General features: G+C 68.3%; 15 protein-coding genes. 6 read left to right on the top strand and 9 right to left on the bottom strand.

Translation table 11 applies throughout. The annotated features are described in order from the left end of the window. Window positions 1-59: 59 nt before the first annotated feature. Entirely contained in the window at window positions 60-1568 is a 1509-nt protein-coding gene (locus QZM72_RS26615) for a PLP-dependent aminotransferase family protein (RefSeq protein WP_301739630.1), read from the bottom strand. 123 nt (window positions 1569-1691) lie between these two features. On the opposite strand from QZM72_RS26615, the gene QZM72_RS26610 reads away from it, so the two are divergent. After that, window positions 1692-2330, top strand: coding sequence for an FMN-binding negative transcriptional regulator (locus tag QZM72_RS26610; protein ID WP_301739629.1), 639 nt, complete (start codon window positions 1692-1694; stop codon window positions 2328-2330). A gap of 51 nt (window positions 2331-2381) precedes the next feature. Here the strand turns inward: QZM72_RS26610 and QZM72_RS26605 are convergent, their stop codons facing one another. Further along, on the bottom strand, window positions 2382-2963 hold the full coding sequence (locus tag QZM72_RS26605; RefSeq protein WP_089470516.1) for a thioredoxin family protein: 582 nt from the start codon (window positions 2961-2963) through the stop codon (window positions 2382-2384). A gap of 227 nt (window positions 2964-3190) precedes the next feature. Here QZM72_RS26605 and QZM72_RS26600 point away from each other — a divergent pair, with 227 nt between their 5' ends. Together QZM72_RS26600 and QZM72_RS26595 are read left to right on the top strand one after the other, a co-directional pair. Continuing rightward, on the top strand, window positions 3191-3931 hold the full coding sequence (locus QZM72_RS26600) for a response regulator (RefSeq protein ID WP_050016245.1): 741 nt from the start codon (window positions 3191-3193) through the stop codon (window positions 3929-3931). Next, window positions 3928-5250 carry an ATP-binding protein gene (locus QZM72_RS26595; RefSeq protein ID WP_089470515.1) on the top strand — a complete coding sequence of 441 codons (1323 nt, stop codon included), beginning with the start codon at window positions 3928-3930 and terminating at the stop codon, window positions 5248-5250. Before QZM72_RS26600 ends, QZM72_RS26595 begins: the two co-directional genes overlap by 4 nt. Window positions 5251-5331: 81 nt before the next feature. On the opposite strand, the gene QZM72_RS26590 is transcribed toward QZM72_RS26595, so the two are convergent. From QZM72_RS26590 to QZM72_RS26575, 4 genes are all read right to left on the bottom strand, one after another. Then, window positions 5332-5943 carry an alpha/beta fold hydrolase gene (locus QZM72_RS26590; RefSeq protein WP_089470514.1) on the bottom strand — a complete coding sequence of 204 codons (612 nt, stop codon included), beginning with the start codon at window positions 5941-5943 and terminating at the stop codon, window positions 5332-5334. 58 nt (window positions 5944-6001) lie between these two features. Continuing rightward, the gene (locus QZM72_RS26585; protein ID WP_089470513.1) at window positions 6002-6736 is read right to left on the bottom strand and encodes a metallophosphoesterase; all 735 of its coding nucleotides are present in this window, start codon (window positions 6734-6736) and stop codon (window positions 6002-6004) included. Between the two features lie 106 nt (window positions 6737-6842). Further along, on the bottom strand, window positions 6843-7379 hold the full coding sequence (locus tag QZM72_RS26580; RefSeq protein WP_089470512.1) for a GNAT family N-acetyltransferase: 537 nt from the start codon (window positions 7377-7379) through the stop codon (window positions 6843-6845). A 12-nt stretch (window positions 7380-7391) separates the two neighbouring features. After that, complete coding sequence (locus QZM72_RS26575; protein WP_089470511.1) at window positions 7392-7706, bottom strand: hypothetical protein; 315 nt, start codon at window positions 7704-7706, stop codon at window positions 7392-7394. A gap of 303 nt (window positions 7707-8009) precedes the next feature. Between QZM72_RS26575 and QZM72_RS26570 the strand changes: the two genes are divergently transcribed. Further along, a complete protein-coding gene (locus QZM72_RS26570; RefSeq protein WP_089470510.1) occupies window positions 8010-9203 on the top strand; it encodes a porin in 1194 nt (397 codons plus the stop codon). A 621-nt stretch (window positions 9204-9824) separates the two neighbouring features. Further along, the gene (locus tag QZM72_RS26565) at window positions 9825-11750 is read left to right on the top strand and encodes an SMP-30/gluconolaconase/LRE-like region family protein (RefSeq protein WP_089470509.1); all 1926 of its coding nucleotides are present in this window, start codon (window positions 9825-9827) and stop codon (window positions 11748-11750) included. A 13-nt stretch (window positions 11751-11763) separates the two neighbouring features. Here the strand turns inward: QZM72_RS26565 and QZM72_RS26560 are convergent, their stop codons facing one another. Then, window positions 11764-13932: a TonB-dependent siderophore receptor gene (locus QZM72_RS26560; RefSeq protein ID WP_301739628.1), complete on the bottom strand. Its 2169-nt coding sequence runs from the start codon at window positions 13930-13932 to the stop codon at window positions 11764-11766. A 402-nt stretch (window positions 13933-14334) separates the two neighbouring features. On the opposite strand from QZM72_RS26560, the gene QZM72_RS26555 reads away from it, so the two are divergent. Beyond that, on the top strand, window positions 14335-14781 hold the full coding sequence (locus QZM72_RS26555) for a hypothetical protein (protein WP_089470507.1): 447 nt from the start codon (window positions 14335-14337) through the stop codon (window positions 14779-14781). Window positions 14782-14955: 174 nt separating this feature from the next. On the opposite strand, the gene QZM72_RS26550 is transcribed toward QZM72_RS26555, so the two are convergent. Further along, window positions 14956-15921: a PDR/VanB family oxidoreductase gene (locus QZM72_RS26550; protein ID WP_089470506.1), complete on the bottom strand. Its 966-nt coding sequence runs from the start codon at window positions 15919-15921 to the stop codon at window positions 14956-14958. After that, window positions 15918-16997 carry an aromatic ring-hydroxylating dioxygenase subunit alpha gene (locus QZM72_RS26545; protein WP_301739627.1) on the bottom strand — a complete coding sequence of 360 codons (1080 nt, stop codon included), beginning with the start codon at window positions 16995-16997 and terminating at the stop codon, window positions 15918-15920. The genes QZM72_RS26550 and QZM72_RS26545 overlap by 4 nt, the downstream gene beginning before the upstream one ends. Window positions 16998-17130: the final 133 nt, after the last annotated feature.

Genomic DNA, 17130 nt, shown 5'->3' with positions numbered 1-17130 from the left:
AACGGCCGTTTGCTTGCAGGATTTACAGACGATTACGTTTGTTGCCCGCCGCCAACCTTTTACCGCGCGCGGGGCCGCGATTCCGCCGACGAAACGACGTCCGCGAGCCGCTGCGCGGCCGCTTCCATCTGCGCGCGGCCGAACCCGCCGAAGCCGAGTACGAGCCCGGCGCGTGCCGTGCCGGGCGCGAACATCGGCGACACCGCACGCACCGCGACACCGGCCCGGGCGGCGCGCGCGACTACGTCGAGATCGTCGATGCCTTGCGCGAGCCACAGCACGACGTGCATTCCCTGGTCGCCCGGCTGCACCCACGCGCGCTCGCGCGGCAGCCGCGCGCCGAGCGTGTCGATCAAGAGCGCGCGCTGTTCCGCATAGACGCCGCGCACGCGGCGGATGTGGCGATCGAGATGCCCTTCGGCGATGAACGCGGCGAGCACGTGCTGGTCGGCGGTCGGCGCATGGCGGTCCATCAGCACGCGCGCGCCGCAGAACGCGGGCACGAGATCGTCGGGGGCGATCACGTAGCCGAGCCGCAGCGACGGAAACAGGATCTTGCTGAAGGTGCCGAGATAGATCACGCGGTCGGGCGCGAGGCCTTGCAGCGACGGGAACGGATAGCCTTCGTAGCGCAACTCGCTGTCGTAGTCGTCTTCGACGACCCATGAGCGGTGCGCGCGCGCCCACGCCAGCAGCGCATTGCGCCGCGCCATGCTCAGCGGCATGCCGAGCGGGTACTGGTGCGACGGCGTGACGAATGCGGCGCGCGCATCGGGGGCGAGCCGGATGCCGGCGTCGACGTCGAGGCCGTCCGCGTCGACCGGCACGCGAACCATCGCATCGCGCCGCCCGGTGCTTTCGAGCAGCGCGGTGATGCCGCGATAGGCCGGATTCTCGACCCACGCGCGGTCGTTTTCGCCGAGCAGCACCTGGCTCGCGAGATACAGCCCCTGCTGCGTGCCGCTCGTGATCACGACCTGGCCGGCGTCGCAGCGCACCGAGCGCGAGCGGCGCACGTAATCGGCGATCGCTTCGCGCAGCGGCAGCGCGCCTTGCGGGTCGGCATAGCCGGACGGCGCGCCGGCGCCGCGGGCGCGCAGGCGATTGCCGAGCCGGCGCCAGATGTCGTCGGGCGCGGTGAGGCCGACCGGCACCGAGATCGCGAACGGCACGGCCGGCAGCGGACTGAATTCGAGGGCGATCCGCGCGAAGGAGGCGGCCGGCTCGGGCAGGCCGTCGCGTACCGGGGGCCGACGGCTGGCAGCGGGAGCGGGTTCATCGACGGGCGGCGGTTCCGCGAGTGCGTTCGCCACCCGCGTGCCCGCGCCGCCGCGCGATTCGAGAAAGCCTTCGGCGATGAGTTGCGCATACGCGTCGACGACGGTGCCGCGCGCCACCTGCAGCGATGCGGCCAGCAGCCGCGTGGAAGGCAGCGTGTCGCCGGGCCGGACGTCGCCGCGGCGCACCGCGTCGCGCAGCGCCTGCGCGAGCTGGCGGCTCAGGTCGCCGGCCGCGCGGTCGAGCGCGCCGAGCCACGGGATTTCGACGATCCGGGCCGTTCTTGCCATGATTCTGGTCTGCTGAAATTGTTTTAAACCGGCTCTACAGGATAAACCAGTTTGGGCTCACAATCGGCGCATGACGGGCTCGCACCCGCCCCATTTCCCACCCCGCACGACCGTGGAGCCGACATGTACGTCCCCGCCGATTTCAACGAACCCAACCCCGAGGTGCTGCGCGAACTGATCGTGCAGCACCCGTTCGGCAGCCTGATCACGCACGGCAAGAGCGGGCTCGACGCGAACCACCTTCCGTTCGAGCTGATGCCCGACGACGGCGGGCTCGGCGAACTGCACGCGCACGTCGCGCGCGCGAATCCGGTCTGGCAGGACATCGCGGACGGCGACGAGGTGCTCGTGATCTTCCGCGCCGGCGACGCGTACATTTCGCCGAACGGGTATCCGAGCAAGCACGTCGCGCACCGGCAGGTGCCGACGTGGAACTACCGGGTCGTGCATGCGCACGGCCGCATCACGGTGCGCGACGACGAGAAATTCGTGCGCGGCGTGGTCGCACGGCTGACGCGCACGCATGAGGCGTCGCAGCCGGTGCCGTGGAAGATGGGCGACGCGCCGAAGGACTATATCGATACGATGCTGCAGGCGATCGTCGGGCTGCAGATCGAGATCACGCGACTCGTCGGCAAGCGCAAGCTTGGGCAGAACAAGGCCGAGGCCGATATCCGCGGCGCGGGTGAGGCGCTGGTCGCGGACGGGAAGCTCGCGATCGGGGAAGCGATGCTGGCGGAGGCCGACGCGAAGCGCGAATGAACGCGTGACGCGAGCGGGCGCGGCGAGTATCGCGCCCGCCCGCCGCCCAGGTCACTGCGTGCGCGTCGAATCCTTCGTCCCTTCCGCCGCCTGCGCCAACGCCCCCCGAATCGCCGCCTCCGTCTTGTCGTACCCGCCCTCGCCATACCGCGTATAGACGATCTTGCCGTTCGCATCGATCAGGTACAGCGCGGGCCAGTACTGGTTGCCGTACGCGCGCCATGTGTCGTAGCGGTTGTCCTGCGCGACCGGATAGCGGATGTCGAAGCGCTTGATCGCATCGGCGACGTTCTTCGCGTCGCGTTCGAACGGATATTCCGGCGTATGCACGCCGACCACGACGAGCCCCTGGTCGCGATATTTCCGATACCAGTCGTTCACGTACGGAATCGTATGAATGCAGTTGATGCACGAGTACGTCCAGAAATCGACGAGCACGACCTTGCCGCGCAACTGGTCGAGCGTCAGCGGCGGGCTGTTGTGCCAGCGGTCGATGCCGGTGAAGCCCGGCGCCGTCATGCCGGCCGGCGACGCCTGCGTGCCCGCGTCGTCGCGGGTGCCGGCGAACGCGGCGAGCCCGGCCGTGGCGGCGAGGGCGATGACGAGGGCGGCGGTCTTGAGTCGGGGCAGCATGGCGTTCTCCTGATCTTTGGGGGCCGCGGCGCGAGCGCGGCGGCCCGACGGGTTTCGACAGGCCCCATTAGGCGGCGCCGACGTATCTGCGATGTGTCCGGCTGGCCGCGGGTGTGCAATGTTGTGTGTCGCCAAGGTGGCGCGATACATTGGGATACAAACGCATGCCCGCCGTGCGGTATAAAAGCGGACATCGCCCGCCCGAACCCCGATACCGACCACGACTCATGGACAAGATCGACCACGTGCTGATCGTCGACGACGATCGCGCGATCCGCGAACTGATCGCGGACTACCTCGAGAAGAACGGCATGCGCGTGTCGCTCGCCGCGAACGGCCGGGAGATGCGCAACGTGCTGGACGACGGCGCGCCCGACCTGATCGTGCTCGACCTGATGCTGCCCGGCGAGGACGGCCTGACGCTGTGCCGCGACCTGCGCGCCGGCAAGTTCCGCACGGTGCCGGTGCTGATGCTCACCGCCCGCGGCGAGGAAACCGACCGCATCATCGGCCTCGAGATGGGCGCCGACGACTACCTGGCCAAGCCGTTCGCGGTGCGCGAACTGCTCGCGCGGATCCGCTCGGTGCTGCGCCGCGCGCGCATGCTGCCGCCCGGCATGCAGGTGACGGAAACGGCCGCGCTGCTCGCGTTCGGCGAATGGCAGCTCGACACGACCGGACGCCACCTGCTCGATGCCGAAGGCACGCTGGTCGCGCTGAGCGGCGCCGAATACCGGCTGCTGCGCGTGTTCCTCGACAACCCGCAGCGCGTGCTGACGCGCGACCAGTTGCTGAATCTCACGCAAGGGCGGCAGTCCGACCCGTTCGACCGCTCGATCGACCTGCTCGTGAGCCGGCTGCGCCAGCGCCTGCGCGACGGCGCGCGCGAACCGCGCTACATCAAGACGCTGCGCAACGAGGGCTACGTGTTCTCGTCGACCGTCACCGCCGTCGACGGTACGCCATGAGCGCGCGCACGCCGTGGCACTGGCCGCGTTCACTGTTCGCGCGGCTCGCGCTGATCCTGTGCGTGGGCCTCGCGCTCGCGCAGACGCTGTCGTTCTGGCTCACCGTGACCGAGCGCGACCAGGCGACCACGAACCTGATGATGGGCTACATCGAGCGCGAGGTGGCCAGCTCGGTCGCGCTGCTCGACCATCTGCCGCCGGCGGAGCGGGCCGCGTGGCTGCCGCGTCTCGCACGGCGCAGCTATGCGTTCATCCTCGGGCCGGGCCAAACCGGCACGCCGCCGGAAGCGCGGCTGTCGGCGCGCGTCGAGCGCTCGATCTCGGACGGCATCGGCGGCGACTACCCGCTGACCGCGAATTCGATCCCCGGCGACCGCGAACATCTGCAGGTGCATCTGCGTCTTACCGACGGCTCGCCGCTGACAATCGACATCCACCCGATGTCGACGGTGCCGCTGTCGGGCTGGCTGCCGGCCGTGCTCGTGGTGCAGCTCGCGGTGCTGGCCGCATGCTGCTGGCTCGCGGTGCGGCTCGCGACGCGGCCGCTCAAGCAGCTCGCGCAGGCCGCGGACGCGCTCGGCCCCGACCTGAAGGGCGAACGGCTGAGCGAAGGCGGGCCGTCGGAAGTCGCGCGCGCCGCGCGGGCGTTCAACGCGATGCAGGACCGCATCGCGCAGTACATGGCCGAGCGCATGCAGATCCTCGCGTCGATCTCGCACGATCTGCAGACGCCGATCACGCGGATGCGGCTGCGCGTCGACGTGATGGACGACGACGCGCAGGGCGCGAAGCTGCGCCAGGACCTGCTGGAGATGGAGCATCTGGTGAAGGAGGGCGTCGCGTATGCGCGCACGCTGCATGGCACCGAGGAAGCCGCGCGCCGCATCGATCTCGATGCGCTGCTCGACAGCATCGTGTACGACTACACGGATGCGGGGCAGGACGTCGCGCTGCACAGTCATGCGCCGCTCGCGCTCGTCACGCGGCCGAAGGCGCTGCGCCGCATCGTCGGCAACCTGGTGGACAACGCGCTGAAGTTCGCGGGCGCGGCCGAGATCGACGTGCAGGCGGCGCCGGACGGCGGCGCGGTGATCGCCGTGCTCGACCGTGGGCCCGGCATTCCGGACGATCAGCTCGACGCGGTGTTCGAGCCGTTCCGGCGCGTGGAGACATCGCGCAATCGCGACACGGGCGGCACGGGGCTCGGTCTCGCGATCGCGCGGCAACTCGCGCTCGCGATGGGCGGCACGCTCACGCTGAACAACCGGCCGGACGGCGGTGGGCTCGAAGCGCGGCTCACGCTGAGGCACGCGGGGTGATGCGACGCGGCGTATGAGCGCCGCGGTGTCAGGCGCGCGCCGAAGCGTGCGATGTGTGGGATATGTGCGATGTGTGCGACTTCACACGCGTTGCAGATGTGCGTCGACGAGCGGCGCGAGCGCTTCCGCGTGCACGGCCGCGAGATCGTGCCGGCCGCCCGGCACGACATGCAGTTGCGCATCGGGTAGCCGTTCGAGCAGGCGCCGGCCGGCCGCGACCGGGCTGAGCGGATCGTCGTCGCCCCACAGCAGCAGCGTCGGCTGCGCGATACGGCCGATGTCTTGCGACAGGTCCGCGCGAAACGTGATGAACCAGTCGGGCAACCGCGGGTTCGCTTCGGCGAAACCGGCGCGCCAGTCCTGCGCGCCGAGCCCGGCCATGTCGAGTCCGCCGGACGTGACCGTCAGCACGAGATGCGTGACGAGATCCGGCTTGTCGAGCGCCGCGCGCATCGCGATCACGCCGCCCATCGATTGCGCGATCACGGCGGTCGGCCGATCGATGCTGGCGAGCACATGACGCACGAGGCTGTCGAAATCGTCGACCGCCGGGTCGCGCGGCGTGTCGCCGAAGCCCGGATACGCGACGATCCGCCGCTCGGCCGGATGCGTGAGCATGCCGGCCAGCGGCTGCCAGAACGCGGTGCTGCCCGATGCGCCGGGCAGGAAGAGCAGTTGGGACGGGACGGGCATGACGTTTCGTGTTCCTGTGATTGAAAAGCGAAGGGGGTGACCGGGCGCTGCGCGCGGGTCAGCAGCGGCCGGTGCGCAGCGCGACGGCCCACTCGTCGCGTCCGCGCGACGCCGCGATCGCGGCGGCCGTGTGCCAGTCGTATTCGACCGCATGGAATTCGACGTTCCAGCCGGCCGCGGTGCGCGACACCATCGCGTAGCGCGCATGCGGCGAGCCCGTCTCGATCCGGTGCGGATGCGGCAGATCGTCCGCGTACGCCTGCAGCCCGACGCTGCCCGGATTGACGATCAGCCGGCCGTCGCCGAGCTTCGCGGTGCGCGGCACGTGCGTGTGGCCGCACAGGATCAGCGAGGCCGCCGTGTCGCCCGCGCGCTGCGCGACTTCGTCGGGCGTGGCCGCGCGGCAACCATCGGGCGTGACCGTTTCGAGGAAATAGACGAGGTCGCTGGCCGGTGTGCCGTGCACCATCAGCACGTCGCCGTCGAGCATCAGGCGTTCGGGCAGCGCGGCGAGCCACGTGCGGTGGTCGGCGCGCAGCGTGTCGTGCGCCCAACGATCCGACAGCCCCATCGCGCCGCGCTCGCGCGTCAGCAGTTGCCGTTCGTGATTGCCCTTGATGGTCGGCAGGTCGAGCGCGATCAGGCGATCGGCCGTCTCGGCCGGATGGAGCGCGCCCGACAGGATGTCGCCGAGATTGACGATCACGTCGGCGCTACGGCGGCGGACGTCGTCGAGCACCGCGTCGAGCGCGGCGAGGTTGCCGTGGATGTCGGATAGCGCGGCGATTTTCATGGCGGCAAGGCGATGAGGGGAACGGCGATTGTCGCCAATTCGGCGCGGGGCGTCCAATCGCTTCACGGCATCGGTGCGGGATGGGCGGCGCAGGCGCAGGGGCGCGTCAGTCGGTCGCGAGCCGTGCGTACATCGCGAAATCGCCCGGCGCGCCGCGCACCATCTTGTAGGCGCGCAGCAGCCCTTCGTAGCGGTAGCCGCACTTCTGCAGCACGCGCGCGGAGCCCGTATTACTGGTCAGCACGACGGCCTGCATGCGGATGAAGCCGCCTTCGGCGAACGCCCACGCGGTGACGGCGTCGCACACCGCGCTCGCGATGCCGCGCCCCCAGTGCGACGGCGCGAGGTCGTACGCAATCTCCGCCGAGCGGTTCACGGTGGACACCGTATGCAGCCCGACCGTCCCGACGAGTGCGCCCGATGCGGTGTCGACGATCGCGAGACGCCGGATCGAATCCGGATCGGCCGATTCGATGTGGTCGAACACTGGCAGCAGATCGTCGGGCGAGCGCAGGTTCCAGCTCGTGTGGCGGAAAACGTCGGGATTCGACAGATACGCGTACCACGCGTCGAGATCCGCGCGTTCGAGTTGCCTGAGCGACAGGCCGGGGAAGCCGGCGCGCGGCGGCGCGGCGATTTTCATGGAGCCCGGCGCCTATGCGGCATGGCGCCGGTACAGCGCGAGCGAACCGGCGAGCGCGAGCAGCATCGCGCCGCACGTGCGTTCGAGCCACAGCGCGCCCGAGCGCTTCAGCAGCCGCACCGCGCGTGCGCCGAGCAGTGCGTAGCCGAACATCACGACGCCGTCGAGCAGCACGAAGTCGGACAGCATCGCGCCCGCGAAACCGTAGGCGGCCCGGCGCACGCCGTAGCGCGAGCCGTTGGTCAGCGCGAGCAGCACGGTCGGGCCGGGTGTCGCGATGCCGACGAACGCGACGGCGGCGAAGATCAGCAGGGTCGTTTCGTGCACGAAGAAGCTCTCCCGGTGGACGGCGCGCAGCCGATTATCGTCCGCGTCGCCTCGCGCTGTACAGGCGCGGCAGCCGCGCTTCCGGCCGCTCGCCGACTATCTCGATTTTGACAAGAAACTGTTGCCATTATTCCGCTTTGGAACGGAACCGGTTCCAACTACCATACCGGCCGCAGCGGGGCATGCCCGCTGCGTCGTCGCGCGCGGACGTCGTCGACCTCGCACCGCCGGCGGATGTCGGCGTCCGCGCGCGCTACTCGCCATAGCTAGAACAACGGGTTCACCGCCCGGAGACAACCAACCATGAACAAGCAACTGATCGCAGCGCCGCTGCTGCTCTCGCTCGCGGGTGTCGCCGCCGCGCAAAGCTCCGTCACGCTGTACGGCATCGTCGACGCGGGCGTGACCTATCGCAGCAACGAACGGGGCGGCTCGGCGGGCGCGTACACCGGGCATTCGAGCGTCGGGCTCACGACCGGCAACCTCTCCGGCAGCCGCTGGGGCATCAAGGGTGCCGAGGATCTCGGCGGCGGAATGCGCGCGCTGTTCGTCCTCGAGAACGGCTTCGACATCACCAACGGCACGTCGGGCCAGGGCGGCCGCCAGTTCGGCCGGCAGGCGTTCGTCGGCGTCGGCAGTGACCGCTACGGCACGATCACGCTCGGCCGTCAGTACACGTCGCTCGACGATTTCGTGAGCCCGGTCGGTCCGTCGTCGTTCATCGGCGGCTTCGGCGCGCACCCGGGCGACATCGACGATCTCGACCAGACCGCGCGCGTCGACAGCGCGATCAAGTACACGAGCGCGAACTACGCGGGCTTCACGTTCGGCGCGCTGTACGGCTTCGGCGGCCAGCCGGGCAGCATGAAGCGGCGCAACACGTGGAGCGTGGGCGCCGCGTACGCCGCCGGGCCGCTGCGCGTGGGCGTCGGCTACGAGCGCTCGGACAACAGCAAGACGGGCGCGACCGACCCGACGGCAGGCAAGTGGCAGAGCACCGACGACGGGCTGTTCAACTCGTCGATCAACGAAGGCTACGCGAGCGCGCAGTCGCAGCAGGTGATCGCGACCGGCGCGACGTACGACTTCGGCCCGGCCGTCGTCGGCGTGAACTACAGCAACGTGCAGTACCGCGGCGGCGGCCAGTCGCTGTTCGCCGGCCATGCGACCTTCAACGTCGCGGGCGTGTTCACGCGCTGGAACGTGCAGCCGCAGACGCAACTGTTCGCCGGCTACAGCTACACGCGCGGCAGCGACGTCGACGGCATCGACAACCGCGCGCAGTATCACAACGTCACGCTCGGCGCGGTCTACGACTTGTCGAAGCGCACCAGCGTGTACCTGCTCGGCGCGTACCAGCATGCGTCCGGCACGACGCTCGACGCGCTCGGCCGGCCGGTGGCCGCGACCGCGTCGGTGTCCGACAAGGCGAACGGCCATTCGTCCGACTCGCGCTCGCAGGCGATCGTGAGCCTGGGGCTGCGCCAGAAGTTCTGACGCGGCGATCGTTGCGCGTGCAACGGGGCCCGCGGCTGCCGCGGGCGTCGTTGCGGGATGCTCGCCTGCAACCGACGATGCACCCGTTCCATGGGCAACGCGTGATCGACGTCGTCGATGCGCTGCCGAAATACGTCGACGGCCGGGACGGCCCGACGTTCGCCCTGACGCGCTGAACGAGCGCCGCCGTGTGCCGGCCCAGCCGGCGCGCGGCTGTTCCCGCCGCATTCCTCCTTTCCCTCCCGCTTTCCCTTTCGTGCGCGACATCGCGAACGGCCGAGCGCGCCGAATAATATTTTTCTCCTTTCATTTTAATTTCTATTTGTAATAATCAAAAAGAATTCCGGGATGAAAAGGCAATACGGCATATCAGAAAAAATGACGTATCTGCATTGGATGTACCGGAAGAAAATGCCGGGGAATGCGCCGAACCAGCACGGCTGGCAGGCCGTACTGGCGTGGGTTCGTCGATTTTTCAATCGTTGACGAAAAAGCGCCGGACGGCAAAAGGCGTGGAGTGAATAATTCGGAGGAGCGACGAATGCGCGTTTGCCGGAATCACCAATATTTCATGCGCCGCGATTTACAGTGTCGACCATTGTTCGTCTGGGAGCATTATTCATGTCAATGAAACAAATCCGCGCGGCGTTGCTGGGAATGTGCATGGCGTTGCTGGCGCCGGCAAGCCACGCGCAGGCGCAATACTCGACCGACTGGCTCGCGAACACGTACGGCACGCTGGCCTCGCACGTCGGCAACGGCGCGCGCTCGATGTGGGTCGCGCCCGAAGGCGTGATCTACACGGCGTCGCGCTGGGACGAGAACGCGGGCGGGGTCGCGATCTATCAGAACGGCCAGCCGCTCGGCACGATCGGCATCCACGACGAATTCCAGGGCGGCGCGATCACCGGCAATTCGACGTCGCTGTTCGTCGCGCTCGGCTACAACCGCACGTTCGGCAGCGGCTCGGTGGGCCGCTACAACCGCAGCACGAACCAGCGCGACCTGCGCATTCCGGTCAGCACGTGGACGGGCATCCAGTATGCGGACGTGATCACGGGCCTCGCGACGGCCGGCAACCTGCTGTACGTGAGCGACTTCTACGGCAACCGCGTGCGCGTCTATACGACCGACGGCGTGTGGCAGCGCGACATCGGCGTCACGGGCCCCGGCGCGCTGGCGCTCGATGCGGCCGGCAACCTGTGGGTCGCGCGCAAGAGCGCGGGCGTCGTCGCGCAGTTCAGCGCGAGCGGTGCGGCGATGAGCACGCTCCAGATGGCGGCCGGCGCGCGGCCGGCGTCGCTGTACTTCGATGCGTCGATGGGCCGGTTGATGGTGGGCGACGAAGGGCCCGACATGAACATCAAGGTGTACGGCGGGCTGCCCGGAATGCCGGTGCAGGTCGGCACGTTCGGCGTGCAGGGCGGCTATCTCGACACGACGACGGGCATCAAGGGGCAGGTCGGCGACAAGCGCTTCACGCGCGTCGCGGCGCTCGGCAAGGATGCGGCCGGCAACCTGTACGTGCTGAACAACGCGTGGGGCGGCGGCTGGGATCTCGGCCGCAACGGCAGCACCGATCTGCATTCGTACAGCCCGGTCGGCACGCTGCAATGGAAGCTGCAGGCGCTGAACTTCGAGGGCATCGCCGCGCCCGACCCCGCGACCGACGGCGCGTTATTCTTCAGCGGCAACAACGTGTATACGGGCACCGCGGGCGGCACGTTCGTCGCGAACACGGTCGACCCGTTCACCTATCCGAAAGACCCGCGCCTCGACATGAACGACTACCAGCGCGGCCAGCACTTCGGCCAGCTCGTGACGGTCGGCGGCAACCGGATCCTCGTCGCGTCGGGGCAGAACCCCGGCAACTTCAACTTCTATTACTTCAACGCCGCGAGCGGCTATATCGCGATTCCGGCCGGCTCGCTGCCTGGCAAGCCGTTCAACACGACACTGCAGGTGACGGCCGGCTTCGACATCGACGGCAACGGCGACGTGTGGGCCGGACTGAACGGCTCCAACGTGATCACGCGCTACCCGATGACGGGCTTCGACGCGACCGGCAAGCCGTCGTGGGGCAAGCCGGTGACGACGGCCGTGCCGAGCAGCGTGGCGCCCGTGACGCGCATCCTCTATCAGGCCGACAGCGACACGATGATCCTCGCGCAGGGCCTCGCGGGCAACTGGGACTGGACCGCGATGAACGGGCACATCGAGGTCTATCGCGGCTGGAAGAACGGCAACACGAGCACGCCGAACCCGGTGATCAACCTGACGAGCGCGAACCCGAAATCGATCGCGGCGGCCGGCCACTACCTGTTCGTCGGCTATGTGCACACGGTGCCGAACATCGACATCTTCGATCTGAACACCGGTGCGCTCGTCGCGACGCTGACGAACTCGAACGCGTCGTCGATGGACGTCGGCAACGACGTCGACTCGATGTACGGCGTGCAGGCGTACCTGCGCTCGACCGGCGAATACGTGATCACGAAGGACAACTACAACGGCTCGAGCATCGTCGTGTATCGCTGGCGTCCGTGAGCGCGCGAGGGCGTCAGAACGATACCGTCGTCGTCAGCGTGACGAGCCGCGGCTCGCCGACCGCGACGATCAGGTTGCTGTTGCTCGACGGATAGTAGGTCTTGTCGAGCAGGTTCTTCACGTTGAGCTGGAAGCGGGTCGGGAACTTGCCGATCGTCGTTTCGTATGCGGCGAACGCGTCGACGCTCACGTAGCCGGGCAGCGTGAAGCTGTTCGCGGTGTCGCCGGGCCGCGCGCCGACGAGCCGCGCGCCGCCGCCGAAGCGCCAGCGCCCGGGCAGGTTCGCGATGGCCGTGTCGTACACCGCGAACACGCTGCCGGTGTGGCGCGCGACGTTGACGAGCGGCGTGTTGCTGTCGCGATCGTTCGCGTTCGTATACGCATAGCTGCCGATCACGCTCAGGTGGCGCGTGATCTGCCCGGCCACGTCGAGCTCGATCCCGCGCGAGCGCGCGGTGCCGATCGTCGACGTGATGTCGCCGACCGTGATCGCGACGTTGCGCTTGTCGATCTGGTAGACGGCGAGCGTGCCCGTGATCGCCGGTTTCAGGCTGAACTTCAGCCCGGCCTCGAGCACGCGGCCGTATTCCGGCGCGAGCGGCGCCGCGACGTTCGACGCGACGTTCGGCTTGAACGAGCGGCTCACGTTCGCGTAGGCGGTCAATGCCGGCGTCAACGCATACGCGAGCCCGAACTGCGGCAGCCAGACGCTGCCGCGCGAGCGGTCGGCGAACACGAACGGCCGGCCCATCCCCGATTCCTGCTGCCAGTTTTCCCAGCGCAGCCCGCCTACCGCGGTGAGGCGATCGGTGATCTTCACCGAGTCCTGCACGATCGTCGAGTACGCATGCACGACCGAGCGCGAATCGCTCTGCTTCGGATTCGGCACGCCGCCCGGCGCGAGCAGGCCGTATACGGGATCGTAGAGATTGAAGCCCGTCGTCGCCTTGCCGCGGATCGTGTCGCCGCGGAAGCTGCGCTGCCGCTCGTATTCGCCGCCGACGTAGATCGCGTGTTGCATGCCTGCAAGCGTCACGTTGCCGAGCAACCCGAGCGTCGCGATCTGGTCCGAATCGTTGCGCCCGAGGTTCGCATCGGACGAGCGCGTGAGCGTGCCGGTCTTGCTGTTGAACGCGGCGGCGCGGGTGAGGTATTGATCGTAGCGGTCGCGGCCCCAGCCGTAGGTCGCACGTACGCGCCATGCATCGGAGAAGCGGTGCTCGATGCGCGTACGCAGCGTTTCCTGGATGCCGCTGCTTTGCGACCACGCCTCCTCGTAGCGGCGATAGCGCAGCGCATCGTCGAGCTGGCCGTTGACGAGCACGGTGCCGCGGTCGAACGGCGTCGTGTAGTCGACGTACTGGTAGCTGACGTCGATCGACGTGTTTGCGTCGTGCCACGACAGCGCGGGCGCGATCAGCGCGCTGCGTTCGCGGCCGAAGCTGCGCCAGTAGCGGCTCGTGTCGTATTCGCCGGTCAGCCGGAAGGCGAGCGTGCCGCCCGCGACCTGGCCGGGCTTGCCGAGCGGCCCCGTGAGATCGAACTGGGCGTTGCTGCCGCCGTGGTTCGTGCGCGACGCGGAGATCGAGCCGCCGAACGTGTCTTCCGGCTTGCGCGTGACGAGGTTGATCACGCCGCCCGGGTCCTGCATCCCGTACAGCAGCGAAGCGGGGCCCTTCAGCACTTCGACGCGATCGATCGTCGCGAGATAGCTGTGCAGCACCGGCGTGCGTACGCCGTCGACCAGCACCGAGCCGTCGTTGTTCGACCCGAAGCCGCGCTTGATGAACGCGTCGCGCGTGCCGCCGAGCGTATTCGTCTGCGTGACGCCGCTGATGTTGCCGAGCACGTCGTCGAGCGAGCGCGCCTGCTGGTCCTGCATCACGCTGCTGCTGACCACCGCGACCGATTGCGGGATATCCTTCAGCGGTCGGTTTTCGCCGCCCGCGATGCTCGTCGTGCGCGGCTGATAGCCGATCGTCGGATCGACGGTGGCCGATGCATTGACGCTGATCGCCGGGAGTTCGTGTTCGGCGGCGGTCGCCGGAGCCGGTGCGGGGGCAACGGGTTCGGCGCCGGCCGCATGCGCGCCGGTCGCGGCGCACAGGGTGAGCAGGGCAGGCAGGCGCGTGCGCCACGGACGCGAGGTCCGGACACGGCAGGGCGTTCGACGGGATGGCATGAATCGATGCGGGAAGAGGAAGGCGAAGGATCGTGGCGCGGGCCGCGACATTGCGGTGTGTACAGGACGCGCATGATATATGTAATGAGAACTATTTGCAATTGTAATGGGGTGATCGGGCAATGCCCGGCCGTCGGTTGCCGCGCTGTCGGTCGTCTGCTACCGTAGCGGCCAAAATCAGACGCAGTGAAATTCAACGAGAGAGCCGGGGGCCGCACCATGTCATCTTCCTGTCACGTCGCGCTCGGCGCGACGCCGCGCGCCGCGCACGACCGCGTGGGCGACGAAGTGATCGCAGCCGTGTACCGCCATTCGAACGATTAAAGCGACGCAAGCGAATTCAACCGGCATCGCGCCGGGGCTTCGATCATTTCAACCACCACGCTGGACGGGAGACCACCCATGAAGAAGATTTCCGCGCCGTTCGCGGCGGCCGCGCTTGCGGCCTGCGCGCTGCTGGCGGGCGTTCACCAGGCCGCGAGTGCGGCGTCGAACGCCGAACCCGCGATCGACGCGCACTACGGCGCCATGATCGAGGCCTATACGCAGGACATGGCCGCCGCGAAGGCGAAGTACGACGGCAAGCGCGTCACGTTCGTCGGCGCGGTGATCCGGATGGGCAGCGACCCGGGCGGCACGTACTTCGGCGCGCTGACGGCCGACGGCGAGCAGTTCGACACGCATTTCGACGTGGCCGACCAAGAGGCGCTGAAGCCGAAATTTCCCGGCGGCGAGATCAAGCCGTTCGTTACGTCGGCGGCGTTCCGGTTCAGTTGCGTGAACGAAGGCTATGTCGATGCCCCGGTGCTGCCGGGGTTGAAGCTGTCGCATTGCCGGCTCGCCGATTGAGCCGCGCGATGGGCGTGCGCCGGCGTGCGATGGTCAGGCGGGGTCGGGTGGCAAGCACCCTCGATCGGTCGGGAATTCAGGTGTATTGACCGATGGGCGGCAGGATCGCCATCGATCGTCTCCATGGCGGTGGTTGGCCGCCGCGGTCGGGCGGTCCATCTACCATCTACCGATCTACAGATCGAGTACCAGCAGGTCGGTTCGCGATCGCGAGCAGCACGGCATGAACTGGTCGCCGGCCGCCTTTTCGTCGTCGGTCAGATACGCATCGCGATGATCGGGCTCGCCTTCGAGCACACGCGTCAGGCAGGTGCCGCACACGCCTTGCTCGCACGACGTCAGCACGTCGACGCCGTTCGCCGCCAGCGCCGCGATCACCGTGCATTCGGCCGGCACGTCGATCACCTTGCCGCTGCTCGCGATCCTGACCTGGAATGCACGATCCGCGCCGGACGTTGCCACCGCGCCGCCGAAGAATTCGTAGTGGAGCCGTGCGTCGGCCCAGTCGCGCTCGCGCGCGGCGTTCAGCACCGCATCCATGAAGCCGCGCGGGCCGCATACGTACAGATGCGTGCCGTCGGGCGCGTCGGCCAGCACGGCAGCCAGATCGAAGCGTTGCGCGGGATCGCCGTCGTCGACGTGGAAGCGGACGCGATCGCGAAACCCGGCCGCCTTGATGCGCTCGACGAAGGCCATGCGATCGGCCGAACGCGCGCAGTAATGCATGTCGAACGGGACGCCGGCCGAGCACAGCCGCTCCGCCATGCTCAGAACCGGCGTGACGCCGATCCCGCCGGCGAGCAACAGATGATGCGGTGCATCGGACGCGAGCGGGAATTGATTGCGCGGCAGGCCGATCCGCACGGTATCGCCTTGCCGGACTTCGTCGTGAATCGCGCGCGACCCGCCGCGGCCGTCGGCCTCGCGCAGCACCGCGATCTGATAGCGATCGCGTTGTTCCGGGTGGTTGCACAGCGAGTACTGGCGCACGAGCCCGCCCGGCAGATGCACGTCGATATGCGCGCCGGCGTCGAAATGCGGCAAGGGCGAGCCGTCGTCGCTGACGAATTCGAAGCCGCAGATGTCGCGCGCTTCCTGCCACTTGCGCGCGACGCGCACCGTCAATGTCGCGTCGCTCATGACGCCTCCCTGACCTGCGCGACCGGAATCACGGGCCGCTGCGGGCTCGCGGCGTTTTCGGCGGCGAGCAGCCGGTCGATCACCTTGCGCGACAGCACGCCGCCGGCGTCGATGTTGAGCTTGAGGAGCGTGCGCCCGGGCCATTGCTCGAGATTGCGCTGCTGTCGCTCGAGCATCTCGAGATCTTCCGCGAAGATCTTGCCCTGGCCTTCGCGGATCTCGGCGGTCAGCGCGTCGTCGTCGGGCTGGAAGTGGCGCGCCATCCCCCAGAAGTACCAGATCGACGTGTCGGTCTCCGGTGTGATGAAGTCGACCACGATCGACGACGCCTTCTTGTTCGCCGGCGCGTCGTAGCCGCCGTGGCCCGCATGCGCGACGCCCACTTCGATCATCACGTGGCTCGGCGGCGTGAAGCGGCAGATCTGCCAGCGGTCGACCGGCACGTCGTCGGCGAGCCCGTTGCCGCGCAGCGCCATCCGCCAGAACGGCGGCGGCATCACGTTCTCCATGAAGCGGCTCGTGACGACTTCGTCGCCGTGGCTCGCCGTCTTCGGCGGCGCTTCGTCGATTTCCTTCTGGCCGATGCTTGACGCATGCACGTAGGTTTCGTGCGTGAGATCCATCAGGTTGTCGATCATCAGCCGATAGTCGCAGCGGATGTGATACAGGCCGCCGCCGTGCGCCCAGGCCGGGTCCTCGGCCCACGCCAGCGCAGGCAGCTTGGCGGGATCGGCTGCGGACGCGTCGCCCGGCCAGACCCACACGAAGCCGTACCGCTCGACCGCCGGGAAGCTGCGAATCGCCGGAAACCCGCCGACGCGCTGGCCCGGCATGCCGGCCGTCTTGCCGTTGCAGCCCATTTCGAGCCCGTGATAGCCGCACACGAGCACGCCGTCGCGCACGAAGCCGAGCGACAGCGGCGCGCCGCGGTGCGGGCAGAAATCCTCGAGCGCGGCGACCTGGCCGTCCGCCGCGCGGTAGAACACCATCGATTCGTTGCAGATCTTGCGGCCCAGCGGCTTGCCGTCGATCTCATCGGGCGTGCAGGCCACATACCAAGCGTTCTTCAGAAACATGTTCGTTGTCTCCTTTCGGGGCGGTGCCGCCGGGGATGCGGCCCGATCTTCATTCCGTGTACTGAATGAGATTCAGTGTACTCATTGATATGGGTCGGGACAAGGCGAGCGGTATACTGGTTTTCCCGGGAAA

This window comes from Burkholderia sp. AU45388 (assembly GCF_030481585.1).
Taxonomy (GTDB): domain Bacteria; phylum Pseudomonadota; class Gammaproteobacteria; order Burkholderiales; family Burkholderiaceae; genus Burkholderia; species Burkholderia sola.
Note: the sequence above shows the minus strand (reverse complement) of the source record. Positions and strands in the feature narration are given on the sequence as shown.

Excerpts from the sequence above, each read along its gene's own strand:
- QZM72_RS26615 (WP_301739630.1), bottom strand. The coding sequence starts at position 1,568 with ATGGCAAGAACGGCCCGGATCGTCGAAATCCCGTGGCTCGGCGCGCTC.
- QZM72_RS26610 (WP_301739629.1), top strand. The coding sequence starts at position 1,692 with ATGTACGTCCCCGCCGATTTCAACGAACCCAACCCCGAGGTGCTGCGC.
- QZM72_RS26605 (WP_089470516.1), bottom strand. The coding sequence starts at position 2,963 with ATGCTGCCCCGACTCAAGACCGCCGCCCTCGTCATCGCCCTCGCCGCC.
- QZM72_RS26600 (WP_050016245.1), top strand. The coding sequence starts at position 3,191 with ATGGACAAGATCGACCACGTGCTGATCGTCGACGACGATCGCGCGATC.
- QZM72_RS26595 (WP_089470515.1), top strand. The coding sequence starts at position 3,928 with ATGAGCGCGCGCACGCCGTGGCACTGGCCGCGTTCACTGTTCGCGCGG.
- QZM72_RS26590 (WP_089470514.1), bottom strand. The coding sequence starts at position 5,943 with ATGCCCGTCCCGTCCCAACTGCTCTTCCTGCCCGGCGCATCGGGCAGC.
- QZM72_RS26585 (WP_089470513.1), bottom strand. The coding sequence starts at position 6,736 with ATGAAAATCGCCGCGCTATCCGACATCCACGGCAACCTCGCCGCGCTC.
- QZM72_RS26580 (WP_089470512.1), bottom strand. The coding sequence starts at position 7,379 with ATGAAAATCGCCGCGCCGCCGCGCGCCGGCTTCCCCGGCCTGTCGCTC.
- QZM72_RS26570 (WP_089470510.1), top strand. The coding sequence starts at position 8,010 with ATGAACAAGCAACTGATCGCAGCGCCGCTGCTGCTCTCGCTCGCGGGT.
- QZM72_RS26565 (WP_089470509.1), top strand. The coding sequence starts at position 9,825 with ATGTCAATGAAACAAATCCGCGCGGCGTTGCTGGGAATGTGCATGGCG.
- QZM72_RS26560 (WP_301739628.1), bottom strand. The coding sequence starts at position 13,932 with ATGCCATCCCGTCGAACGCCCTGCCGTGTCCGGACCTCGCGTCCGTGG.
- QZM72_RS26555 (WP_089470507.1), top strand. The coding sequence starts at position 14,335 with ATGAAGAAGATTTCCGCGCCGTTCGCGGCGGCCGCGCTTGCGGCCTGC.
- QZM72_RS26550 (WP_089470506.1), bottom strand. The coding sequence starts at position 15,921 with ATGAGCGACGCGACATTGACGGTGCGCGTCGCGCGCAAGTGGCAGGAA.
- QZM72_RS26545 (WP_301739627.1), bottom strand. The coding sequence starts at position 16,997 with ATGTTTCTGAAGAACGCTTGGTATGTGGCCTGCACGCCCGATGAGATC.